The organism is Bacillus sp. CR71 (genome assembly GCF_003429245.1).
In the GTDB taxonomy this organism is placed as follows: Bacteria; Bacillota; Bacilli; order Bacillales; family Bacillaceae_G; genus Bacillus_A; species Bacillus_A thuringiensis_S.
Genome location: NZ_CP031748.1, coordinates 5,052,170 through 5,074,886 on the forward strand (window position 1 = coordinate 5,052,170; position 22,717 = coordinate 5,074,886).

The window sequence follows — 22,717 nt, forward strand, 5'->3', positions numbered from 1 at the left end:
TTATACTTATTTCATCAACTTACTATAACGAAATGCAAAGGGGAAAGATACTCTTGAACAAAAAACAAATGCTACTCGGATCCTTTCTATGCTTACTCGCCGTCACTGCCTGGGGATTTATGTTTCCTGTAATGGCAAATGCTCTGCAATTTATCGATCCGTTCTTCTTCACAACGATTCGCTATGGATCAGCAGCTATTATTTTTCTTATTTTGCTATTAATTACTGAAGGGAAGACTTCACTCCGCTTAGAAAAAAGAACACTTTCTCTGTTCTTTTACGGGACAGTCGGTTTCGCAGGATATGGTTTTCTCGTTTTCTACGGACAACAACTTGCTGGACCTTCCGGAGCAATTCATGCAGCTATGATTCAGTCTCTTATGCCACTGATCGCCTTATCACTGCAATGGGTAACGAAAAATCGTCGCCCACAAAACTACACATTTCTTTGTATGTTCGTTGCATTACTTGGTGTGATGCTTGTCATTTCAAAAGGAAATATTCACTTATTATTTGGAGCTGCAAGCCACTTATCGACAAACATATTAATGCTATGCGGCGTTACTTGCTGGGTCATTTATACAAACGGAGGTGCTCGTTTTCAATCCTGGTCACCACTTAGGTACACGACATTAACTTGTTTATTTGGCTCCATTTCACTCATCGTTATTGTTACTTTCTTAACGTACACAAATATAGTTACTATGCCGTCACTGCGTAAAGTTGTGAGCGTTCGTTTTGAGCTCTTTTATATGTCGATTATCGCAGGAGTTATCGCTGTATTTTGCTGGAATATGGGAAATCGCTATATTTCATCTATTAACGGCATATTATTTATGAATTTAGTTCCTATTCTTGCACTGATCGGTTCTATCTTTCGAGGTTATACAGTCGATAAAATTGAAATCGCTGGAGCAACGTTAACAATTATCGCGCTATTATGTAACAATTTATGGCAAAGAAAAATAAACATAAAACTCCCCACCTCAGTTCGTTAGGTGGGGATTCTTCACATATGAACAGCTCTTGGCCATTCATGGTACATATTCGCTTTACATAATGCTTGTTCCATCCATTGCTCAATCTCTTTCGTGTACATTTCTATGAAAAATGTCTCAGACGGGAAAGAATGCAGTACTTCTGATATATATTGTGGATATAAAAACGGCATATTTATCATGCCTTTTAATTGCGTCATAAACATTGTAAATGATACTTTCTGAAATTCTTGTTTTATTTGTCCTTGCCTAATAATTTGCTCTATATAATATCTTTCTTTAGAAAAATAAACGGTCATCACTTCACGAATTAATGTCGTATCAAGCGAAAGCTCTCGGTAGAAGAAACGTGTTAGTTCTCTATTTTCAAATTGATATCGTAACATCCCACGCACCATTTGCACCATCACATCTTTAGTCGACAAATACTCTCTCTGTTCAAACGAAATTTCAATCACATGAATATAACCTTCTAAAAAATCAGTAATAAGCTGTTCTAATAAACCTTGCTTCCCAGCAAAATAATATGAAATATTCGCTACATTCACATCCGCTCGCTTTGCAATGTCTCGCACCGACGTTCCATCATAACCTTTCGTATTAAACAACGATATTGCCGCATCAATTACTTTTTGTTTCGTCTGCTTCATGCGCTCACTTCCTCTCAATGAACAGCTATAGTTTAAATTTCTTGACTTTTAAGACAAATTCCTTTAATTTTCTATCGACAAAGTCATGTGAAATACATCGTATTTTGCTAATATTTTACACATCTCGATAAAAAAGGAGCTGTTTCCATGTTTACTAAAGAAAGTTATGCAGGATCTCGCGTGCAGCAATATGAGACAGTAATTAAACAACTGGATGCGTTATTAACTGGCGAATCAAACGTAGTCGCAAACTTATCAAATGCGTCCGCATTATTAAACCAATTTTTAGATCGCGTTAATTGGGTTGGCTTTTATGTAACAGAAGGAAATCAGCTTGTCCTTGGACCGTTCCAAGGAATGCCTGCTTGCGTACGCATTCCATTTGGACGAGGCGTTTGCGGCGTAGCAGCTGAAACGAAAACAACTCAGCTTGTAGCGGACGTTCACCAATTCCCAGGTCACATCGCTTGCGATAGTGCTTCTAATTCGGAAATCGTTGTACCGATTGTGAAAGAAGGAGCTGTCATTGGTGTACTTGACATTGATAGTCCTGAAAAAAATCGTTTTGATGAAGTAGATCAGCGCTATTTAGAAAAGTTTGTGGAGACACTCCTAAAACATATGTAAAAAGAAAAGAGCGAGTTATCGACTTAGTACGTCCTGTACAAAACCGATAGCTCACTCTTTTTTTATTGATTAACAGTAGATATTTTCTTTAATGCCTGCTCTAAATCAGAAACGATATCCTCCCACGATTCTAAACCGACCGATAAGCGTATTAAATTATCGAAAATGCCCATTTCTTTTCTTAGTTCAGCCGGAATCGCAGCGTGCGTCATCGTTGCTGGATGCTGAATTAACGTTTCTGTATCGCCTAAACTTACCGCAATTGTAATAAAGTGAAGATCATTAATAAACGCTTGCGTCTCTTCTTTTCCGCCTTTTACTGAAAAAGAAATAACACCGCCCCCGCGTTTCATTTGACGAGATGCTAACTCCCCTTCTGGATACCAAACTTCTTCTACCACATCATGTTTTCTTAAGAACGATACAATTTTTTCTGCATTATCACAATGACGATCCATTCTTACTGCTAAAGTCTTTAACCCGCGTAATAATAACCACGCATCAAACGGCGCCATAATACCGCCGATATCTTTTCGCATCGGGCGAATCTTTTCAGCTAACGCTTTCGTTTTACAAATCGTTATACCCGCTACAACGTCACCATGGCCACCAATATATTTTGTCGCACTATGCACAACAGCGTCACAGCCAAGCTCAAGCGGTCTTTGTAAATAAGGCGAACAAAACGTATTATCAACAATGACAAGTAAGCCATTTTGCTTCGCAACCTGAATCACTTGTTTTAAATCGATTAATTTCATTGTTGGATTAATCGGTGTTTCAACGAAAATAAGCTTTGTATTCGAACGAATTTTATTTTCAATATTAGCCTCTGTCTCCATGTCACAAAACGAATGCGTAATCATAAATTTTTCTTCTAACACTTCTAAAAAACCGTACGTACACCCATATAATCCGTTTGAACAAATAATATGATCTCCAGCCTTTAAAAAACCAATTAAAGTTGCTGAAATAGCTGCCATACCAGATCCGAAGGCAAGTGCCTCTTCTCCTCCTTCTAACACCGCCATACGTTCTTCAAATAATTTCACAGTTGGATTTCCAAGCCGTGAGTAAATATAAGATGGATCCACTCCCGCAAAACTCGCCTCTCCTTGCTGCGCAGTCTCAAATGTAAATGTAGAAGTTTGAAATAAAGGTGGTGTTAAACTTCCTTTATGTTCCTCAGGTGTATAACCGTGATGAATTAACGCTGTCTCCATATGCTTCTTTTTCATAAAAACATCCCCTTTATGTTTTTATCCCGCATATTCACCAATAAAAACTGATGAACGTTTTTACTACATTTTATGTAAGCGTTTTATTTGTGTTTCTATCTCTTCTTTTATATTGTTTTAAATTCCTTCTTATATTAATTTCCAAAATTTATATGCATAAAACAAAAACGTACTCGCTTGACGAAACTCTGGGTAAAAGATATAATAGCGTTTGTGTAAAATAAAAAGGCAGCCTTGTAATGTGAGTTTATCGTTTGTATTTTGTTCCTCTACGGAGGTGTATCTCGTAACTCCCTGCTGCTGGAGCGAAGGTACATGAAAACAAAATGCCCGTAAATATCGATTACGTCTGTTTTTATTTTACGTAAATAAAAACATTTTTAAAGGAGGAGTCAACTATGGCTCGTTATACAGGTCCAGCTTGGAAACTGTCTCGTCGTCTTGGAATCTCTCTAAGCGGCACAGGAAAAGAATTAGAAAAACGCCCTTACGCACCAGGTCCTCACGGTCCTAACCAACGTAAGAAACTTTCAGAATACGGTTTACAATTACAAGAGAAACAAAAACTTCGTCACATGTACGGCATGACTGAGCGTCAATTCCGTCGCACATTTGACCAAGCAGGTAAAATGCCTGGTAAGCACGGCGAAAACTTCATGATCCTTCTTGAAGCTCGTCTTGACAACTTAGTTTACCGTATGGGCTTAGCTCGCACTCGTCGTGCAGCTCGCCAATTAGTAAACCACGGTCACATCATGGTTGATGGCGCTCGCGTAGATATCCCATCTTACCGTGTAAAACCTAACCAAACTATCAGCGTTCGCGAAAAATCTAACAGCCTTGTTGTTGTTAAAGAAGCGATCGAAGTTAACAACTTCGTACCAGAATACTTAACTTTCGATGCTGACAAATTAGAAGCTACTTACACTCGTCACGCTGAGCGTGCTGAGTTACCAGCTGAAATCAACGAAGCATTAATCGTAGAGTTCTACTCTCGTTAATCTCGGTACTCTGCAAAGAGTAGTATTAAAAGCCTTAGGAACCTTGTTTATCAAGGGGCCTGGGCTTTTTTTATTTGTCACTAATAATGCAAAATAAAGCATTAAAAAATGGCTTTTCAAAACATGTTAGTCTGTACGAAGAAATGTTTTGAAAACCAAATATTATTAACGGAGATTATGAATTACATTTATAAAGGGTAAAAAAAGCGAACGAATTTTTTCATACTCGTTCACTTTTTTATTTTTTAAATTATTTAATACCACTAGTTCTTTACTCCCCTTTCCATTGGAATATGGATAAGCTCGCTTTTAGGAATATTAATACCTCTAATAAACTCATTACAATGTAATATTTACAGTTATCTCCTTAAATCGGTATAATTTACTTATTAAAGGAGGGAGATTTTTGAGTTTAAATATGTATTTAGGGGAAGTACAGGCTCAAACACAAAGTATGAATGCTTTCTGTACCGCTACTATTCAAGGTATGGAACAAGCTATTCAGTCGATTGATGCTTTTACAAGCGATACTGTTCTACAAGGGCAAACATACGATAGCGCAAAAGCATTCTTTGCAGAAACTTTTCGTCCTTTGGCACAAGGAATCATTTACTTATGTGAGGAATTAATTCATCAGAACGATGCTTTTCCAAGTCAATTTCAATCACAGGTAGCTTCAACAGATGTTATTGAACAAGAAATATTAGAACAAATTCGAGAAATTGACCGAATGATAGCAAGTACAGAAGCACTCCATCAAACTATGCCAATTTCGGGCATGGACGCTATGGTAAATCTTTTTATTGCCATGAGGCGCAAACTTCAAGAAAAGTTAGATCATTTGTATCAGTTCAACCAAACATCTAGTAATAACTATAATACAGCAATTCAATTAGCCGCTAGCATTGCGACGGGTCTTGCTGAAGTCCAAAGTGAGAGAGGTTTTAGTCCTGCTAGTGGTACATTTAGTACACAAGGATTGAATATGGATTGGGTAGCTTCTATTCAAGCGATTGCAGAAGATAGGACGCGTCAGGCTGATAATTCAATTGCAGAAGGGGCAATGTGCGGCAAAATTCCGCCAAAATCAGAAGAGACCTTTTGGGATAAAAATAAAAAGGACTTGAATGATGCGTGGACTGGGATTTCTACTGGGGTTGTAGATGGGGTTGTAGATGCATGGGACGGATTTGTTGCTTTAGGAGATAAAGAGACCTGGTTAAACATGAAAGATACAATCGTAAATTATGAAGAAACTCTACCTGCGGCATGGAATGCCCTATCCGATTCATTCATGAATGAATTCTGGAATGGGGATATGAAAAGTAGAGAACATTATGCAGCTTATGCAATCACCTCGCTACTCACAGGGTTTATTGGTAGCAAAGGTCTAGATAAAATTGGACAAGTAGGTAAAGCATCTGCTATGACAAGTCTTATTAAAGGGAAATCCCTTATAACTAATTCCCCTGCATACAGAAATGCATTGCATATATTAAACAACTATGAATTAAAACCTGGAAATTCTTTCTCATATGCAGGAGTTGGAAGTATCCAACAGTATTTGCAGAAAGCAGCTCCATATACTTATGAAGGTCCAAATGGCCCTAAGACAATAAGATTAAGAAAAGGTGAGTTGGCAGGAGACAAACACCCTGTTACAGGTATTCCGTATGATGCAGATGGGTTCCCTATTTTTAAATCTAAGGGTGAGGTAATCCTAAAAGAGGCAGACTTAAAAAAATCTAGAACAACACATTTTAGAAAATGTAGTAAAGCATTATACGAACAAATAATAAAAGACCCTGATTTAGCTTCAAGATTTACGAAAGAAGAAATTCAAATGTTTAAACAAGGCGAAACACCAAAGCATTACACATGGCATCACCATCAAGATACTGGTAGAATGCAACTTGTAGATTATCAGATACATCACGATACTGGCCATACAGGTGGCTATAGAATTTGGGGAAAAGATAGCGATAAATAAGGAGTGGCAAAAATGAACAATATTACATGGTCCTTTATGAGTAAAACACCAGTTACAGACGAAGAAATCCAAAAGGCAGAACAATATTTTAATATTAAATTACCCAACGATTTTGTTGCGTGCGTGAAGAAATATGACGGGGGATACCCTAATCCAAAAGTATTTGATGTACCAGGACAAGATGAAAATGTATTCAGTGACCTCTTAACTCTTCATATAGAAGATAAATATTCGATTGTCCAAAACTATGAAGGTATAAAAGATAGATTAGTTGATAAAGTATACCCTTTTGCTAGGGACCCGTTTGGTAACCTTCTATGCTTTGATTACCGAAATAATCCCGAAGCCCCAACCGTTGTATTTTGGGATCATGAGGAAGAAGAGATGGAAGAAGCAATTTACCCTGTTTGTTCATCTTTTACAGAATTGCTAGATAGCTTACGCGATTTTGAAGACGACGAATAAAATAAAAAAAGAAGAACGCCTTGTAGTGAGGATAAACGTTCTTCTTTTTATTGATTTATGTAATTATTCATTAAAAACGTAATATTTAAGCGCGAGGATTGATATTAATGGCAGTAGGATTTAAAGTAGATATATTTTTCTATGAAACAGGACACCCTGATTTTTTACATAGCTTTTTTTCAACCATGTCTTATCATACAGAGTCTGAAGGTTGGGGCACTAAGTACCCACTATTAATGAAGAATTTATATTTCGACAAGTTACGTTGGGAGGACACAGAAGAAGCACTTCAAAATGTAGAAGAGATAAGAAAAATTTTAAGTGAATTCCCTCCTACAGAAGTCATCTGGGATATTGAGCACATAGAGAAACAGCCACCTTGGGGAAATAAAATCCCTAATAAAACAACTAGTTTAGCCAATTATCACGCTACTCCAACAGGTACAACTTTTTTAGATTTACTAAGCAACGCTTTAAACACTGCAAAAAGAAACGAAATTGATATAACAATTTCAAATCTAGGAAAATAAATCCTGCTAGATATCTTATGGTTTCATTTGAGTTTTCATCACTTTACGCTTCGAGGCTGAGGCTGAATAAAAACATTTAAGTCACACTCATATGAGTTGTGGCTTTTATTATGTAATAATTTATAGATTTTCGTAGACATTTCACACCCCCCTTTTTTTGTGTTGCCTAACGATAGAGATGCCCCTACGCTACCTATCCTCTCCAGAGAGGAAATTTTAGTTTTTGATAGGGGGGTTCAAAATACTAATTGAAAATAAAAAAAGAACACCGAATGAAATATATACCCATTCAGTGTTTCTTTTTTTATTTATACTGTTCTATTCGATTTAGTATTTCTTTTCAGTGCTAACACAACATTAGATCTATCATTTCTAAAGTTAGCCAGCGTACCTTCTTCTAAACCAGTCAATGCTTCAAACATATCTTCACGTAAGCTTAATTGATACTCACTTGACAGTTCTTCCAAAATGCTATTACCATCAAAAACATCATTTTCAAGCACCGTTAATCTTTTGGATTAATTCTCTCCGTTCAAGCTCAAACAGAAAGTATGAACGCTTTCTGTAACGCTACTATTCAAGGAATGGAACAAATTATTCATTCTATTGACGCTTTTGCATTGGATACTGTTCTACAAGGACAAACATATAGCAGTGCAAAAGCATATTTCTTACAAACCTTTCGTCCGTTAGCACAAGGAATCATTTACTTATGCGAAGAATTAATCCGTCAAAATGATGCTTTTCCAAGAGACTTTCAATCACAGGTAGCTTCTACAGATGTTATCGAACAGGAGATATTAGAACAAATTCGAGAAATTGACCGAATGATAGCAAGTACGGAAGCAATCAATCAAGCTATGCCTATCTCGGGCATGGACGCTATAGTAAATCTATTTGCTGACATGAGGCGTAAACTTCAAGAAAAGCTAGAGCACCTATATGAATTTAATCAAACATCTAGTGATAACTATAATACAGCGATTCAATTAGCCGCTAGTATCACGACAGGTTTAGCTGAAGTACAAAGCGGAAAAGGTTTTAGTCCCGTCAGTGGTGCATTTAGTACACAAGGGTTGAATATGGAATGGATAACCTCTATTCAAAAAATTGCAGAGGAAAGAGTCCAAGAAGCCGAAATAAAAAAAGAAATTGAAGAAAAAATGGCTTTGCAGGAACAAGAAGCTAATAGACCGTGGTACCAAAAAACAGCTATTGGCGCTTGGGAATTCTTCCAAGGAATTTGTAATTCAGCTGCTGAAAACTTTACAGGCGTAGAATTACCAATGGGCAATGAATTAGAAAACAAAACAACCTTTCAAGTCGGAAATCTTGTGGGGAATTTTGTATCAGGGGTAGGATCTATTTTTGAAATTTTGGGCGGTATAGCTATTGTAACAGGATCAAATGTTGGAACCGTATTGTTAGAAGGAGTAACTTTCGGGGCAGCATCACCAATTGTTATCCCAGCTGATTTAGCTCTTACAACCGCTGGAGCAGGTGTTGCTACACATGGTGCATTTGTATGGTATAATACCGTTCAAAATAGTATCGATACTTTGCAAAGGTTTCAGTCTTCTTCTGGGGGTTCCTCTAAAAATCTTTTAAAAGATGGTAAGTTTGTCGAATCTGATTTAGAATTAAAATATGCGGAATATTGCGTTAGAAAAGCAAAAGACGGTAAAGTACCTAAAGATAGATTGAACTGGAAAGAAGCAAGTGATTATTGGACAAAAGATTCACCTATGGCAAGAGGAAATAAGTTTAATAAAACTGCTCAAAAAAACGAATGGTATCCACATGATGAGATTCAACTAAGTAACGGTAAAAGATTAGATTCATATAATCCACGTAAAGGGGAAATCATTTCTAGAAAAGCAACAGATTTAGAAGATATTGATATTAAAACTTTTGAGAAGTATTTAAAAGAAATGAAGGATAAATATGCTATTGGCACTAAGATTCGTTCAAATAAGTATAGAGAAATAGATGGGCAATTACTAAAAGGAAAACATATTTTAGAAATTCCAGTATCTAATAAAAATTTCAGAAAAATAGATGAATATATAAAGCGAGCAAAAGACAAATATGATATCGAGATTAGATTTAGGGAGGAATAATTAATGACATATTCATTGAAACCAGAAATACAGGAAGTACTTGAGAAAATTAATTTTACCGAGAGATACAAGTCCTTATCAAAACAATTTCCAGATAGAGAAAATACATTTGAAAACTATGAAAATGAAAAAGCAATTGAAGTATTTGAGTCTCTTGGCTATAAAGCTCGTTTTATGAAAAAAGAAAACTTTTTTAGAGTAGGAGAAGTAAAAAACAAAGATATCTATACTTTCAGGTTCAATATTAGCTTGAAATATGGACTCGTTGAATTTATTTGGGAGGCATGGCACACTGGTGAAGTTAGAACTGGAACATCTTGGGCTATGTTTGTAGACGTATTATCCAATGATACAGAAAAAATACTTCGTCCATGCTTCCACAGTTACGATGAACTCAAAGAAATCATGAAAATTGCCTTTGAAATGTACGAAGATTTTAAGCGAGAATTGATTCCTATTTATTCATAATGTATGTAAAAAGCTACCGAAGACACCAAAACAGTTACTTCGAGTAGCTTTTATTTATATATATTAAAGTTATTTATTTTCCTCTTTTTGAACATATACATAAGCATCTTTCTGCTCTTTATGTATATCAACCTTCGAATTCTCTGCAAGTTGACCCGCGTTTAGCAAAGAAAAAATAATCAACGCTTCTAGTGACATTTCGTTTTACCACTCCTTTCTAATTGTTATACGTTTATCATACCGCTTACATGTGATTTCCGTATGAACTCGAAAAGGAGATTAAAACAAAAAAGCTTTGAGGAATTTCCTCAAAGCTTTTTATTTATTAGTAACGAATTAAGAAATATTTCTTCTTACCGCGGCGAATGATTGTGAATTTACCTTCGATGCGGTCGTTTTCTGTTACAACGTAGTCTAATGCTTGTGTACGCTCACCGTTTACGTAGATTGCGCCATTCGTTACATCTTCACGTGCTTGACGTTTTGATGGAGAGATTTTGCTTTCTACAAGTAAGTCGATTAATACTGTATCTTCTGCAGTACGTTCTACAGATGGTACGTCTTTGAATCCTTGTTCGATTTCGCTTGCAGTTAGTTCTGCTACAGAACCACTGAATAATGCAGCTGAAATTTTAATCGCTTGCTCTAATGCTTCTTCGCCGTGAACAAGTTTTGTCATTTCTGCACCTAATGCTTTTTGTGCTGCACGTTTTTCTGGCGCTTCAGCTACTTGCTTTTCAAGCTCAAGAATTTCTTCATGAGATAAGAATGTGAAGTATTTTAAGTATTTAACAACGTCGCGGTCATCTGTGTTAATCCAGAATTGGTAGAACTCGTAAGGAGTCGTTTTCTCTGGGTCTAACCAAATTGCGCCGCCTTCTGTTTTACCAAACTTCGTACCGTCAGATTTAGTAACAAGTGGAATTGTTAAACCGAATGCTTTCGCATCTTCTTCTGATTTACGGATTAATTCAAGACCAGCTGTAATGTTACCCCATTGGTCACTACCACCGATTTGTAGGCGGCACTTATGGTGTTGGTATAAGTTTAGGAAGTCGTATGATTGTAAAATCATATAACTAAACTCAGTAAATGAAATACCAGTTTCTAAACGAGATGCTACTGTATCTTTTGCTAACATATAGTTTAAACCGAAGTTTTTACCGATATCGCGTAAGAATGAAATGACATCTAAGTTACCAAGCCAGTCATAGTTGTTAGCCATTGTTGCTGGGTTGTCCACGTTTTCGAACTCTAAGAAGTTTGAAAGTTGGTTTTTAATGCTTTCTGTGTAGTAAGCAACTGTATCTTTCGTATTTAATGTACGCTCTGCTTTTTTACCACTTGGGTCACCGATCATACCAGTACCACCGCCAACAAGTGCGATTGGTTGGTGACCAGCTAATTGGAAACGACGTAACATTAATACTGGTAACATATGACCGATGTGTAAGCTATCCGCTGTCGGGTCGAAACCACAGTATAATTTAACGCTTTCTTTTTCTAATAATTGCTCAAGGCCCTCAGCGTCTGTTTGCTGATTAATTAGACCGCGAAATTCAAGATCTTGTAAAATACCCATATCCTACATACTCTCCTTTAAGTTCATTACTGGCGTGAAGGTTAAAAACATAAAAAAATCGCCCCTTCAAATAAGGGACGATTTTGATTATCGCGTTACCACCCTAGTTGCAGACCAAAAAAAGCCTACCACCTTATTTACATAACGGCTTAGCACCGTCTCTTCCCTTTTGAATACAATTCAATCGAAAAAAGATGCTCTAGGGGCGTAATTCGCGATCATCTATGTGCTGATTTTCACCGGCCATCAGCTCTCTAAAACAGGGAAATGATCACTACTTCTCCCTTTCCACGCTCAATTATTCATATACTTTTCTTTATACCATCATTTATATAGGCGTGTCAAATAGAGGTCAGGTTTCCCTTCTTGTCAATCCTTTACAACGTCGCAAAGAGTAATTTATTAGATATAAAAAAGCCTCCCTCATCTATTCTTTCATAAATGTATACAGACGAGGAAGGCACTTCGTTCAAATATTATTTTAGTTTTTTTATAATCTTTGCAGGATTCCCGCCAACTACTACATTATTAGGCACATCTTTCGTTACGACAGCACCAGATGCGATCACCGCATTGTCTCCAATTGTTACACCTGGATTAATAATTGCTCTTCCGCCAATCCATACGTTATCGCCAATTGTAACTGGTTTTCCGTATTCTGATCCGCTTATACGCTCAATTGGATTGAGTGGGTGCGTTGCTGTATAAATGTGAACACCTGGAGCTAACATACAATTCACTCCGATCGTCACCGGGCATACGTCTAAAATTGTACAGTCAAAGTTCGCGTAAAACTTTTCGCCAACGTGAATGTTATAGCCGTAATCACATCTAAAAGAAGATTCAAGATGAATATTATCTCCTGTCGTTCCGAATAATTCTTTTATGATTTCGCTACGCTCTTTCAATTGCTCTTCTGGCGTATCATTTAATTTTCTCGTTAATATACGTGCTTGCTCTCTTTCTTGTACTAAAACTGGATCAGCCGGTATATACATTTCTCCTAGTATCATCTTTTCTTTTTCTGTTTTCATCATACTACCCCCGTTAACTTATATATATAAGTTAACAATAACATAAAAAAGGCCTGAACATTTTTTCGTTCAGACCTTCCTCTCTTAATCTTCCATCGTTGATAAGTCACCTGTTGGTAAATTCAGCTCCCACGCTTTTAATACGCGGCGCATAATTTTACCACTTCTCGTTTTCGGTAATTTATCTCTAAATTCAATTTGTCGTGGCGCTGCATGAGCTGCTAGGCCTTTCTTTACAAATTGACGAATTTCTTCTTTTAATTCATCAGATGGTTCGTATCCTGCTCGAAGTGCGATAAATGCTTTAATAATTTCGCCACGCACTGGATCAGGAATACCAATTACACCTGCTTCTGCAACAGCAGCATGCTCGATTAATTTACTTTCTACTTCAAACGGACCAACGCGCTCACCTGACGTCATAATTACATCGTCAATACGTCCTTGGAACCAGAAGTATCCATCTTCATCCATATAGGCAGAGTCACCTGATACGTACCAATCTCCCGGCATGAAATAAGATTCATACTTTTGCTGGTTATTCCAGATCCCGCGCATCATAGATGGCCAACCTTTCGCAATTGCTAAGTTACCCATTGTGTATGGAGGAACTTCATTTCCTTCATTATCAACAATCGCTGCTTTTACACCTGGAATGGGTTTACCCATTGAACCTGGACGGATTTCCATACAAGGGTAGTTACAAATAACTTGTCCACCTGTTTCTGTCATCCACCACGTATCATGAATACGAAGTCCAAATGCATTCATACCCCAGCGAATTACTTCTGGATTTAACGGCTCACCAACGCTTAATACGTGACGAACTTGTGATAAGTCATATTTTTTAATTGCGTCTTGTCCAGCTCCCATTAACATACGGAACGCTGTCGGTGCACTATACCAAACTGTTACACCGTAATCTTGCAGTGCTTCATACCAAGCTTCCGGACTAAATCGCCCACCTAAAATAACATTTGACGCTCCAACTAACCACGGTGCGAAAATACCGTAAGCAGTTCCCGTTACCCAGCCTGGATCAGCTGTGCACCAATATACATCGTCTTCTTTTAAATCTAATACCCATTTCGCCGTTTGATAGTGCTGAACCATTGCATTTTGCGCATGAAGCACACCTTTTGGCTTACCAGTAGAACCAGACGTATAGTGAAGAATTAAACCATCTTCACGGCCTAACCATTCAATATGTAATTCTTTTGAAGCTTGTTCAAATAAAGGATTGAACGCTACCGTTTTACCGCCTTCTTCTACATTATCTCCAACAAGAAAAACTGTTTTTAAAGCAGGTAAATCATTTAATGGTACACGCTCTAATAACTCAGGCGTTGTAATTAACACCTTCGCTTCACTATCTTCTAAACGATCGCGAACCGCACCTTCCATAAATGCTTCAAATAACGGTCCAACAATTGCTCCTAATTTCACTGCACCTAAAAGTGCGAAATATAATTCTGGAGAACGTGGCATAAAAATAAAAACGCGATCGCCTTTTTCTACATCGCCATAATTTTTCAGGACATTTCCTGCTTTATTAGAAAAATCCTTCATTTCCTTAAATGTATATTTCTCTTTTCGCGATCCATCTTGATAATAAAGAGCTACTTTATTCTTTCGATCGGATTTCGCATGCTTATCAATTGCCTCATACGCCATATTTACTCGGCCTGTTTCATTCCAAGTAAAGTTTTTATTAACCTCTTCCCAGTTAAAATTCGCGTATGCCTCATCATAATTCGGCAAATTATTTTCTCCTTTAATGACAGGAAGCGTTTCTACTTTCATACTTTACATCCCCCTCCTATGTATTCTATTATCTATTATAATGATATTATTTAAAATTTTCAGTATATTTGTTGGTTTTTAGACAAATTTTTAATGACAAAATTCGATTCACATCGCATATATTATAAAGTACGATATTAATAGATTCACAAACCCTCAAGGTGGTGAGCAATACATTGATTCATAAAAAAATATACAATGCTAGAAACTTAAAAACAGCGAAAGGCACTTTAATTATTGAAGGTCCTGTCTCTACACATAATCTTGAAATGTATGAATTTCATCCAGATTTAGTTGCATTTCGTCCTGCTGAACAGCAATATAAAGCAATTGTCGAAATTTCTAAATTACCAGAAGCTCGACTCATTATTGCTAGACATGACCAGATGATTGTTGGATATGTTACATATTTATATCCTGATCCACTTGAACGATGGTCAGAAGGAAAAATAGAAAACTTAATTGAGCTTGGGGCAATTGAAGTAGTTCCAGCCTTCCGCGGGAGTTCTGTCGGAAAGAACTTACTAGAGGTTTCTATGATGGACGATTATATGGAAGATTACATTATATTGACGACTGAATATTATTGGCACTGGGATTTGAAACAAACAGGATTAAATGTTTGGGAATACCGAAAAGTAATGGAAAAGATGATGAATGCCGGCGGGTTACAATGGATGGCTACAGACGATCCTGAAATTTGTTCACATCCCGCCAACTGTTTAATGGTCCGCATCGGTAAACGCGTTGATACGGATTCTATTCAAGCTTTTGATCGTCTACGTTTTCACAATCGTTTTATGTATTAATAAAGGGGGCAACTGGAATGATTGTAGAAGAAATTATGAATCAAAATGTAGTTACACTACATCCAAACGATACAATCGAAACAGCAATCCGAACGATTCGCACGAAAGGAATTCGGCACATTCCAATTGTCGATCAAAATAATCACGTCGTAGGCATTATTTCTGATCGGGATGTAAGAGATGCAAGTCCGTCTATTCTAGATGAACAAGTTTCACTCGATATGCTACAGCAACCGCTTGAACTTATTATGAAACATCCTGTAATGACTTGCCACCCTCTCGATTTCGTTGAGGAAATTGCTACTTTATTTTTTGAAAATAAAATTGGCTGTCTTCCTGTTACAAAAGCTGGGAAGTTAGTTGGAATAATCTCAGAATCTACAGTACTGCACACGTTAGTAAAATTAACAGGAGCACATCAACCGAGTTCACAAATTGAAATTCAAGTAAAAAATGAACCTGGTATTCTTGGAAAAGTCGTTGCTATTTTTAGTGATTTACAAATAAATATCGTGAGCGTTCTCGTCTACCCAGCAAAAGATGAGAATGATAAAGTACTTGTTTTCCGCATTCAAACGATGAATCCTCTAAAAGTGATTGATGCACTTGAAGCAGAAGGCTATCGCGTATTATGGCCGAACATCATGGGGATGCAAGCATGAGTAGCGCGTTTATTTATTCGGATGACTTTCGGGGCTATTCATTTAGCCCTGATCATCCTTTTAACCAACTGCGCGTCACACTTACGTATGATTTATTACAAAAGGGTGGTTTCATCTCTCCCTCTCAAATCATCTCACCACGGATGGCTACAGATGAAGAGATTGCCTACGTTCATACAGAGGAGTACATAAATGCGGTAAAACGTGCTGGAGAAGGAAAGTTAGAAAAATCAATTGCGATGACATATGGACTAGGAACAGAAGATACACCGATGTTCCCAAATATGCACGAAGCAAGCGCATTGCTCGTTGGCGGTACGTTAACAGCTGTCGATGCTGTTCTTTCCGGAAAAGTAAAACACGCACTTAACTTAGGTGGAGGCTTACATCACGGCTTCCGTGGCAAGGCATCTGGTTTTTGTATTTATAACGATAGCTCCATCGCAATGAAGTATATTCAGAAGAAATACGGTTTACGCGTCTTATATATTGATACAGACGCTCATCACGGTGATGGCGTGCAGTGGTCGTTTTATGATGATCCTAACGTATGCACCATTTCATTACATGAAACTGGTCGCTATTTATTCCCTGGAACTGGCGCTGTAAACGAACGTGGACAAGGTAATGGTTATAGTTATTCTTTTAACGTTCCACTGGATGCTTTTACAGAAGATGAATCCTTTCTAAAATCATATCGAACAGTTGTAAAAGAAGTTGCAGCGTACTTTAAACCGGATATTATTTTAACGCAAAATGGTGCCGACGCACATTACTACGACCCACTTACACACCTTTGTGCAACCATGAATATTTACCGCGAAATACCGAAGCTCGCTCGTGAAATTGCTAATGAATATTGCGACGGTCGCTGGATCGCTGTCGGCGGCGGTGGCTATGACCATTGGCGCGTCGTACCAAGAGCTTGGGCACTTATTTGGCTCGAAATGAACAACATCCAAAACATCTCGGGTTATCTCCCTCCAGAATGGATTGACGCTTGGAAAGGACAAGCCGAAACAGAACTTCCCCTCACATGGGAAGATCCAGACAACATGTATAAACCTATCCCCCGTAAACCAGAAATTGAAGAAAAGAATGCATTAACTGTAGCGAAATCCCTTGAAATTATTCGGAATAATATGACAAAATCTTTGTACTAAACGAAAAGGAGGCTCGTTTTTGAATAGCCTCCTTTTATTTATTGTCGACTACTGTCGGTAAGTCGATATGTTTCGAGTTGCGCCGATATATTTTATTTAATAATTAACCGGTCCAACTTTTATGAAAAAAGGACGTGATATTATGTGGACACAACAAATGATCCCCACAAAACGCGGCACATTTGAACTCTTTACAAAAGGAAATGGCGAACCGCTTTGTATTACACATCACTATTCACAATTTAATGAAACTGGTGATTACTTTGCAGATGTTTTCACTGCTACGCATCGTGTATTTCTCATTAATTTACGAGATGCTGGTAGCTCTGTAACCGCCCAGTCAGAAAACGAATTAAGTATGATTGAAACGGTTCACGATTTAGAAGCAATACGGGAAGCTTTACAACTCCCAACATGGCATTTCACTGGTCATTCAACAGGTGGTATGCTTGGACTTTTATATGCGATTACATATCCAAATTCCTTACAATCATTAGTCGTAGCAGGCGCTGCAGCAAGTAACTATACCGAAACACCATTTTGTATTTATCATCCAGAACATTCACAGTTTCATTATATGCAAGAGCTCATCGAAAACTTAAAAAGCCCTCACCTTACAAGTGAAGAACGGAAAGAACTATCTACTAAGAGAACAAAATTATCATTGTATAAACCAGAAAACTACAACTCTTATTTTTGTAAACCAATCAAAAAAACAATGTCCGTTAGCCGGATGAATGCTTTCGCCAATGAATATCCTTCATTTGATTTAAGGGAGTATTTACCTTCTATAAAAACAAAAACACTAATTATGTGTGGAAGACACGATGTGCAGTGTCCTATTCAATATTCCATCGAGATACATGAGGGTATATGCGATTCTACTTTTGTGACATTTGAGGAGAGCAACCATTATCCTTTTTTAGAAGAAGCTGCTCAGTTTACTTCTACTACTCAAATATTTTATAAATCATTGCAACAAGGAACTCTAAAATAGCATATTAAGGTCGCAAGTTAATTTTCCAACAAAAACCTCACAGCCTCTATAAGACTATGAGGTTTTTCAAAAGAAATATTTCACACTAGTAACAACCAAAAGAAGAACAGAAAAAATCATTAAACCTAAATCAATAAATACTGACTTTTTATCTCCTTCTTTTAAACTTATCATAAAACTAGAAATTATTTTAATTGCAAAAAAGACCATCATAAATAACCAACCCAAATGATCATTCTTAGAATCTTCATCATAAAACATTTGTATTGCACCAATAATTAATAAGATAAGTACAATATTAGTTCCAATCTTTAAAACCTTGTTTGATTTATTATCTTTTAATGTATCCCCCAAAATGTAGCACGCCCTCTCACACTCTCCTATGTTTTATCTCTCTTTATATTTTAACATAAATTACCTATTATCCCCTTTTGATCACATACAAAAAAACCTGCCAAAACTTTGACAGGTTCCCTACACATTAAAACGATAACCAGCTCCCCATACTGTTTCAATATATTGCGGGTGGGCAGGATCTCTTTCAATTTTTTCACGTAGCTTTCTAATGTGGACGACAACAGTGGCTAAATCACCAGCGGAATCTAATCCCCAAATGCGTTCAAATAACTGTTCTTTATTTAATACTTGGTTTGGATGTGTGACAAAGAATGTTAATAAATCAAATTCCTTCGTTGTAAATGCCACTTCTTCATTGTTTATAAAAACTTTCCTCGCTCGTTGATCGATAGAAATTCCGTGAATGTATAGCGTATCACGTTGCTTACTTACATTTCCTGATAATCTTTCATAACGAGCAATATGCGCTTTTACTCTTGCGACTAATTCGCTTGGGCTAAACGGTTTCGTTATATAATCATCCGCTCCTAATCCGAGCCCGCGAATTTTATCTATATCTTCTTTTTTTGCTGAAACAAGTAGAATCGGAATATCTTTTACAGCACGTATTTGTTTACAAATTTCGAATCCGTTCATTTTCGGAAGCATAATATCTAAAATAATTAAATCATAGTCTTCTTGCAGGGCTATTTGTAAACCTGTTTCTCCTGAATGCTCTACATCAACTTGGAAATCATTAATTTCTAAATAATCTCGCTGTAATTCTGCAATACTTACTTCATCTTCTATTAGTAAAATTCTTTTCAATTTACTCACCACATTCCTCTACTTTTTCCAATGAGAAGAAAATGCTTGTGCCTTTACCAAGCTCGCTTTCCGCCCAAATTTCCCCGCCATGTTCTTCAACAATTTGCTTCGCTATTGCTAAACCAAGTCCACTTCCACCTGTGCTAGAATTTCGCGATTGTTCTGCACGATAAAAACGTTCAAAGATATACGGTAGCGTATCAGATTCTATACCTGATCCATTGTCTATCACCTTCACAATAACTTTATTGTTATCACTCGATACTGTTACGGTAATTTTCTTCTCTTCTTTATCCATGTACTTCACACTATTATGAATTAAATTTGATATAACTCTATTTATCTTTTCGCAATCAGCCGTTACATATAATGGCGATGAATGTAATTGTAAGTTAATTTCTATACCTTCTTCACTTAAATCCATCTGCATCTCTTCTATTAATTCTTGCATAAACGTATTTAATTCAACTGTCTCAAATTGGAATGGAACTCGATTTAAATCGAGCTTCGAAAACAAAAAGAGTTCATCAATGAGTGTGTCCATATGTTTTGCCTTCGTATGAATTGTCGTTAAATACTTATCCATTTTTTCTGGCGTATTTGCTACCCCGTCCTTTATTCCTTCTACATATCCGATAATAGATGTAATCGGTGTTTTTAAATCATGCGATATGTTTGAAATAAGTTCTTTTCGATTTTCTTCATACTGCGTTTGTACTTCAATCGATTCCTTTAACTTCTTCCTCATTTCCTCAAATCCTTGATTTAATTGACCTATTTCATCGTGCGATGTAACTGGCATTTGAAAATCTAAATTTCCTTCTTTAATTTTCTCCGTTGCACCTTTCAATACAAAAATTGGTTTTATTACACTTCTTGAAACAAGATAACTTAATAAACCAATGAGTAAAATGGCTAATAGTAAAAGCGATACGAATAAGATTGGAAATAATTTTTGTGTAAGATCTACAAATGAACTTTGCTTTTTTAGTACAAATATACTCCCTTCTTCTTTCTCTGGAAAATAAAAATCAAACTTTACATATCGATAAAATGTCTCGCCTAGTTCCGTTGTACCACGACTATTAATATTTGCCGCTTCAAATTTCGGAAGGGCTTCTGTTAAAGTCGAACTTTCAAATCCCTTATTAGCATAAGAAATGTTTTCTCCCTTTCTTACAATTATTTTCACACCTTCTTTTTCAATTGATGAAACGAACGATTTATCTAATAATTGAGATTGATGTTGCTTTGCCGCTAATTTTAATTCAAGATAGGCATTTTCTTCTTCTGGTGTAAGCGGCTTTTGAATGTAAGAACTTTTATAGAAATTTTTCACTGCTTCCAAATCACCTGTTATTGAAAAAACAATTAAAAATCCCGCGACTAATATGAGCGTAATAGAAACGAGAATTACAGCAATATAAGAAAATAAAAACCTTGTTTTAATAGACATATGTTACATCCTCACTTTACCCATCCTTCATATTCATAAGCATAAAAATATATGTTCAAATACTCAAGCGATTTTATAGTAATTTTAGCGTCAGTTTATAAAAATTTAATGTTCCTATTTTACAGTTGAAATTAGGAGGTTGAAATTCCATGTTCAAAAAAACATTCAGTATGATATGTTGCGTAATTTTTTTACAAGGATGCTCGCAAGAACAAGAAGTCAAAAAGGAGATGACAAACATGGAGACTGCACTACTAGCAGCTACTGAAAAAAATGAAACGAATACTGTTATATCTTTACTAAAACAAGGTGCAAATATAAATGCGACGGATAATCAAGGACGTACCCCTCTTATGATTGCTACATACAAAAATGATGTAAAAACCGCAAAAGCACTTATCAAAGCTGGTGCTGACGTAAATATCCAAGATGACATGAAAAACAATCCCTTTCTATACGCCGGTGCGGAAGGTTACTTAGACATTTTAAAGCTAACAATTAATGCTGGTGCAGATCCTACGATTACAAATCGTTACGGCGGAACAGCTCTTATCCCAGCCTCAGAACATGGCTATATTGACGTTATAAAAGAACTCCTCACTCGAACAAATATTGATGTAAATCATGTAAATAACCTAGGATGGACAGCTTTAATGGAAGCTATCGTACTAAGTAACGGAAACGAAACACAGCAACAAGTCATTCGCCTTCTTATTGAGCACGGTGCAGATGTAAATATTCCAGATAATGATGGTGTTACCCCGTTAGAGCATGCTCGCGCTCATAATTTTGCAGAGATAGAGAAAATTTTGTTAGAAGGAAATAAGTAAAAAGCTTATCTTTGCCTTCCTCCCCCATCCTATGCTACATTTAAGCCGTTACATCAATATTAATAGGGTGGGAATACATATGAATAAACCTAAAATTGGGATGATTGGACTTGGTAGCATTGCGCAAAAGGCCTATCTTCCAACACTTACAAAAGAAACAGATTGGAACTTTGTCGGGGCGTTTACACCTAACGCAGAGAAAAGAAAACAAGTTTGCCAGCAATACCGAATTCAAGACTTTCATTCTATTGAAACGTTAGCTTCGGAATGTGATGCAATCTTCGTTCATAGTTCAACTGCATCGCATTATGAAATCGTTTCTGAGCTTTTGAAAAAAGGAATCGACGTTTATGTTGATAAGCCGTTAGCAGCTACTGTGGAACAAGCTGAGCAACTAGTCGAGTTGAGCGAGAAGTATAACCGAAAGTTAATGGTCGGATTTAATCGCAGATTCGTTCCTATGTATGTTGCTGCCAAAGAACAGGCTCATGATATTTCATGGATTCGAATTGAAAAGCATCGCACAAATAAAGTCGGGCCATATACGTACGACTTCACTATGTTAGATGATTATTTACACATTGTAGATACTGCTCGCTGGTTCGCTAATGATGACCTTAACGTCGTTCACAATATGATGCAAATCAATGAAAAGAATGAACTTCTTTACGGACATCATACATATACAACTCCAAGTGGACTGTTACTTTCTACTGCAATGCATCGCCATGCCGGTACAAATTTAGAACAAATTGAACTTGTAACGCCAGGGAAAATCATTCGCGTAAAAAATATGAATACATTTGAAATTGAACAGGAAAACTCAGTTTCACAAAGCGGTTCTCCATCATGGGATACGACGTTAAAACAACGTGGTTTTGAAGATGCTGTTCATCATTTTATTGAATGTGTACACGGAGATACAAAGCCTGTTGTAGATGGATTAGAAGGATTAAAAACGCAGCAAATGCTACAATCTTTACTAGATGATGTAAACAAAAATTAAAACGGATACATTTTTCAGAATTTACTTTCATTCCCATTTCCCCTTTATTTCTCTCGTAAATTTCTATAAAATATGTTGATAGGAATTATAAATTTCATAATGAATCGTGGAAAGGATGGGATTG

General features: G+C 36.7%; 24 protein-coding genes and 1 other annotated feature. Of the genes, 14 read left to right on the forward strand and 10 right to left on the reverse strand.

What is annotated here, in order from left to right; all coding sequences use genetic code 11:
- Positions 1 to 53: 53 nt before the first annotated feature.
- Positions 54 to 998, forward strand: coding sequence for a DMT family transporter (locus DOS87_RS25440; RefSeq protein ID WP_001036055.1), 945 nt, complete (start codon positions 54 to 56; stop codon positions 996 to 998).
- A gap of 11 nt (positions 999 to 1,009) precedes the next feature.
- On the opposite strand, the gene refZ is transcribed toward DOS87_RS25440, so the two are convergent.
- Positions 1,010 to 1,648: a forespore capture DNA-binding protein RefZ gene (gene refZ, locus DOS87_RS25445; protein WP_000814915.1), complete on the reverse strand. Its 639-nt coding sequence runs from the start codon at positions 1,646 to 1,648 to the stop codon at positions 1,010 to 1,012.
- 147 nt (positions 1,649 to 1,795) lie between these two features.
- Here refZ and DOS87_RS25450 point away from each other — a divergent pair, with 147 nt between their 5' ends.
- On the forward strand, positions 1,796 to 2,275 hold the full coding sequence (locus DOS87_RS25450; protein ID WP_000494340.1) for a GAF domain-containing protein: 480 nt from the start codon (positions 1,796 to 1,798) through the stop codon (positions 2,273 to 2,275).
- Between the two features lie 62 nt (positions 2,276 to 2,337).
- On the opposite strand, the gene megL is transcribed toward DOS87_RS25450, so the two are convergent.
- Positions 2,338 to 3,513 carry a methionine gamma-lyase gene (gene megL / locus DOS87_RS25455; protein WP_086390951.1) on the reverse strand — a complete coding sequence of 392 codons (1,176 nt, stop codon included), beginning with the start codon at positions 3,511 to 3,513 and terminating at the stop codon, positions 2,338 to 2,340.
- A gap of 398 nt (positions 3,514 to 3,911) precedes the next feature.
- Between megL and rpsD the strand changes: the two genes are divergently transcribed.
- The 4 genes from rpsD to DOS87_RS25475 all read left to right on the forward strand — a co-directional run bounded on the left by rpsD (position 3,912) and on the right by DOS87_RS25475 (position 7,499).
- Positions 3,912 to 4,514, forward strand: a complete 603-nt coding sequence (gene rpsD, locus DOS87_RS25460) for a 30S ribosomal protein S4 (RefSeq protein WP_000135320.1) — start codon at positions 3,912 to 3,914, stop codon at positions 4,512 to 4,514.
- 406 nt (positions 4,515 to 4,920) lie between these two features.
- Positions 4,921 to 6,504 carry an HNH endonuclease gene (locus DOS87_RS25465; RefSeq protein ID WP_098578055.1) on the forward strand — a complete coding sequence of 528 codons (1,584 nt, stop codon included), beginning with the start codon at positions 4,921 to 4,923 and terminating at the stop codon, positions 6,502 to 6,504.
- A gap of 12 nt (positions 6,505 to 6,516) precedes the next feature.
- Positions 6,517 to 6,969 (forward strand): SMI1/KNR4 family protein, encoded by a 453-nt coding sequence (locus DOS87_RS25470; RefSeq protein WP_001060036.1) that lies wholly within the window; start codon positions 6,517 to 6,519, stop codon positions 6,967 to 6,969.
- A 107-nt stretch (positions 6,970 to 7,076) separates the two neighbouring features.
- Positions 7,077 to 7,499: an immunity 70 family protein gene (locus DOS87_RS25475; RefSeq protein ID WP_098578056.1), complete on the forward strand. Its 423-nt coding sequence runs from the start codon at positions 7,077 to 7,079 to the stop codon at positions 7,497 to 7,499.
- Positions 7,500 to 7,807: 308 nt separating this feature from the next.
- Here DOS87_RS25475 and DOS87_RS25480 read toward each other — a convergent pair whose 3' ends face one another.
- Entirely contained in the window at positions 7,808 to 8,002 is a 195-nt protein-coding gene (locus DOS87_RS25480) for a hypothetical protein (RefSeq protein ID WP_239482593.1), read from the reverse strand.
- A 48-nt stretch (positions 8,003 to 8,050) separates the two neighbouring features.
- On the opposite strand from DOS87_RS25480, the gene DOS87_RS25485 reads away from it, so the two are divergent.
- Positions 8,051 to 9,619 carry a T7SS effector LXG polymorphic toxin gene (locus DOS87_RS25485; protein WP_098578057.1) on the forward strand — a complete coding sequence of 523 codons (1,569 nt, stop codon included), beginning with the start codon at positions 8,051 to 8,053 and terminating at the stop codon, positions 9,617 to 9,619.
- 3 nt (positions 9,620 to 9,622) lie between these two features.
- Positions 9,623 to 10,087 carry a hypothetical protein gene (locus DOS87_RS25490; protein ID WP_000222511.1) on the forward strand — a complete coding sequence of 155 codons (465 nt, stop codon included), beginning with the start codon at positions 9,623 to 9,625 and terminating at the stop codon, positions 10,085 to 10,087.
- 69 nt (positions 10,088 to 10,156) lie between these two features.
- Here the strand turns inward: DOS87_RS25490 and DOS87_RS25495 are convergent, their stop codons facing one another.
- The 4 genes from DOS87_RS25495 to acsA all read right to left on the reverse strand — a co-directional run bounded on the left by DOS87_RS25495 (position 10,157) and on the right by acsA (position 14,506).
- On the reverse strand, positions 10,157 to 10,285 hold the full coding sequence (locus tag DOS87_RS25495) for a hypothetical protein (protein ID WP_000050940.1): 129 nt from the start codon (positions 10,283 to 10,285) through the stop codon (positions 10,157 to 10,159).
- Positions 10,286 to 10,412: 127 nt separating this feature from the next.
- Positions 10,413 to 11,669: a tyrosine--tRNA ligase gene (tyrS, locus tag DOS87_RS25500; RefSeq protein WP_098578058.1), complete on the reverse strand. Its 1,257-nt coding sequence runs from the start codon at positions 11,667 to 11,669 to the stop codon at positions 10,413 to 10,415.
- A gap of 70 nt (positions 11,670 to 11,739) precedes the next feature.
- Positions 11,740 to 11,969: a binding site (T-box leader), on the reverse strand.
- Between the two features lie 176 nt (positions 11,970 to 12,145).
- Positions 12,146 to 12,706, reverse strand: coding sequence for a maltose acetyltransferase domain-containing protein (locus tag DOS87_RS25505; RefSeq protein WP_079246030.1), 561 nt, complete (start codon positions 12,704 to 12,706; stop codon positions 12,146 to 12,148).
- A gap of 81 nt (positions 12,707 to 12,787) precedes the next feature.
- The gene (gene acsA / locus DOS87_RS25510; RefSeq protein WP_000862049.1) at positions 12,788 to 14,506 is read right to left on the reverse strand and encodes an acetate--CoA ligase; all 1,719 of its coding nucleotides are present in this window, start codon (positions 14,504 to 14,506) and stop codon (positions 12,788 to 12,790) included.
- A gap of 176 nt (positions 14,507 to 14,682) precedes the next feature.
- On the opposite strand from acsA, the gene acuA reads away from it, so the two are divergent.
- The 4 genes from acuA to DOS87_RS25530 all read left to right on the forward strand — a co-directional run bounded on the left by acuA (position 14,683) and on the right by DOS87_RS25530 (position 18,137).
- Positions 14,683 to 15,315 carry an acetoin utilization protein acetyltransferase AcuA gene (gene acuA / locus DOS87_RS25515; protein WP_000581392.1) on the forward strand — a complete coding sequence of 211 codons (633 nt, stop codon included), beginning with the start codon at positions 14,683 to 14,685 and terminating at the stop codon, positions 15,313 to 15,315.
- Between the two features lie 17 nt (positions 15,316 to 15,332).
- Positions 15,333 to 15,977, forward strand: a complete 645-nt coding sequence (locus DOS87_RS25520; RefSeq protein WP_000634583.1) for an acetoin utilization AcuB family protein — start codon at positions 15,333 to 15,335, stop codon at positions 15,975 to 15,977.
- A complete protein-coding gene (gene acuC, locus DOS87_RS25525; protein ID WP_000092825.1) occupies positions 15,974 to 17,140 on the forward strand; it encodes an acetoin utilization protein AcuC in 1,167 nt (388 codons plus the stop codon). Before DOS87_RS25520 ends, acuC begins: the two co-directional genes overlap by 4 nt.
- A 121-nt stretch (positions 17,141 to 17,261) precedes the next feature.
- On the forward strand, positions 17,262 to 18,137 hold the full coding sequence (locus tag DOS87_RS25530) for an alpha/beta fold hydrolase (RefSeq protein WP_139788849.1): 876 nt from the start codon (positions 17,262 to 17,264) through the stop codon (positions 18,135 to 18,137).
- A 66-nt stretch (positions 18,138 to 18,203) separates the two neighbouring features.
- Here DOS87_RS25530 and DOS87_RS25535 read toward each other — a convergent pair whose 3' ends face one another.
- The 3 genes from DOS87_RS25535 to DOS87_RS25545 all read right to left on the reverse strand — a co-directional run bounded on the left by DOS87_RS25535 (position 18,204) and on the right by DOS87_RS25545 (position 20,757).
- A complete protein-coding gene (locus DOS87_RS25535) occupies positions 18,204 to 18,491 on the reverse strand; it encodes a hypothetical protein (RefSeq protein ID WP_000502925.1) in 288 nt (95 codons plus the stop codon).
- Between the two features lie 120 nt (positions 18,492 to 18,611).
- Positions 18,612 to 19,301 carry a response regulator transcription factor gene (locus DOS87_RS25540; RefSeq protein ID WP_003280338.1) on the reverse strand — a complete coding sequence of 230 codons (690 nt, stop codon included), beginning with the start codon at positions 19,299 to 19,301 and terminating at the stop codon, positions 18,612 to 18,614.
- A 1-nt stretch (position 19,302) separates the two neighbouring features.
- Complete coding sequence (locus DOS87_RS25545; protein WP_000023861.1) at positions 19,303 to 20,757, reverse strand: HAMP domain-containing sensor histidine kinase; 1,455 nt, start codon at positions 20,755 to 20,757, stop codon at positions 19,303 to 19,305.
- A gap of 149 nt (positions 20,758 to 20,906) precedes the next feature.
- Between DOS87_RS25545 and DOS87_RS25550 the strand changes: the two genes are divergently transcribed.
- On the forward strand, positions 20,907 to 21,587 hold the full coding sequence (locus DOS87_RS25550) for an ankyrin repeat domain-containing protein (RefSeq protein ID WP_000475120.1): 681 nt from the start codon (positions 20,907 to 20,909) through the stop codon (positions 21,585 to 21,587).
- 79 nt (positions 21,588 to 21,666) lie between these two features.
- Positions 21,667 to 22,593, forward strand: coding sequence for a Gfo/Idh/MocA family protein (locus tag DOS87_RS25555; RefSeq protein ID WP_001039702.1), 927 nt, complete (start codon positions 21,667 to 21,669; stop codon positions 22,591 to 22,593).
- Positions 22,594 to 22,717: the final 124 nt, after the last annotated feature.

What these genes read in the sequence shown, in the direction of transcription:
- refZ (WP_000814915.1), bottom strand. Translation starts at nt 1,648, where the DNA reads ATGAAGCAGACGAAACAAAAAGTAATTGATGCGGCAATATCGTTGTTT.
- DOS87_RS25450 (WP_000494340.1), top strand. Translation starts at nt 1,796, where the DNA reads ATGTTTACTAAAGAAAGTTATGCAGGATCTCGCGTGCAGCAATATGAG.
- megL (WP_086390951.1), bottom strand. Translation starts at nt 3,513, where the DNA reads ATGAAAAAGAAGCATATGGAGACAGCGTTAATTCATCACGGTTATACA.
- rpsD (WP_000135320.1), top strand. Translation starts at nt 3,912, where the DNA reads ATGGCTCGTTATACAGGTCCAGCTTGGAAACTGTCTCGTCGTCTTGGA.
- DOS87_RS25470 (WP_001060036.1), top strand. Translation starts at nt 6,517, where the DNA reads ATGAACAATATTACATGGTCCTTTATGAGTAAAACACCAGTTACAGAC.
- DOS87_RS25475 (WP_098578056.1), top strand. Translation starts at nt 7,077, where the DNA reads ATGGCAGTAGGATTTAAAGTAGATATATTTTTCTATGAAACAGGACAC.
- DOS87_RS25485 (WP_098578057.1), top strand. Translation starts at nt 8,051, where the DNA reads ATGAACGCTTTCTGTAACGCTACTATTCAAGGAATGGAACAAATTATT.
- DOS87_RS25490 (WP_000222511.1), top strand. Translation starts at nt 9,623, where the DNA reads ATGACATATTCATTGAAACCAGAAATACAGGAAGTACTTGAGAAAATT.
- DOS87_RS25495 (WP_000050940.1), bottom strand. Translation starts at nt 10,285, where the DNA reads ATGTCACTAGAAGCGTTGATTATTTTTTCTTTGCTAAACGCGGGTCAA.
- tyrS (WP_098578058.1), bottom strand. Translation starts at nt 11,669, where the DNA reads ATGGGTATTTTACAAGATCTTGAATTTCGCGGTCTAATTAATCAGCAA.
- DOS87_RS25505 (WP_079246030.1), bottom strand. Translation starts at nt 12,706, where the DNA reads ATGATGAAAACAGAAAAAGAAAAGATGATACTAGGAGAAATGTATATA.
- acsA (WP_000862049.1), bottom strand. Translation starts at nt 14,506, where the DNA reads ATGAAAGTAGAAACGCTTCCTGTCATTAAAGGAGAAAATAATTTGCCG.
- DOS87_RS25520 (WP_000634583.1), top strand. Translation starts at nt 15,333, where the DNA reads ATGATTGTAGAAGAAATTATGAATCAAAATGTAGTTACACTACATCCA.
- acuC (WP_000092825.1), top strand. Translation starts at nt 15,974, where the DNA reads ATGAGTAGCGCGTTTATTTATTCGGATGACTTTCGGGGCTATTCATTT.
- DOS87_RS25530 (WP_139788849.1), top strand. Translation starts at nt 17,262, where the DNA reads ATGAAAAAAGGACGTGATATTATGTGGACACAACAAATGATCCCCACA.
- DOS87_RS25545 (WP_000023861.1), bottom strand. Translation starts at nt 20,757, where the DNA reads ATGTCTATTAAAACAAGGTTTTTATTTTCTTATATTGCTGTAATTCTC.
- DOS87_RS25550 (WP_000475120.1), top strand. Translation starts at nt 20,907, where the DNA reads ATGTTCAAAAAAACATTCAGTATGATATGTTGCGTAATTTTTTTACAA.
- DOS87_RS25555 (WP_001039702.1), top strand. Translation starts at nt 21,667, where the DNA reads ATGAATAAACCTAAAATTGGGATGATTGGACTTGGTAGCATTGCGCAA.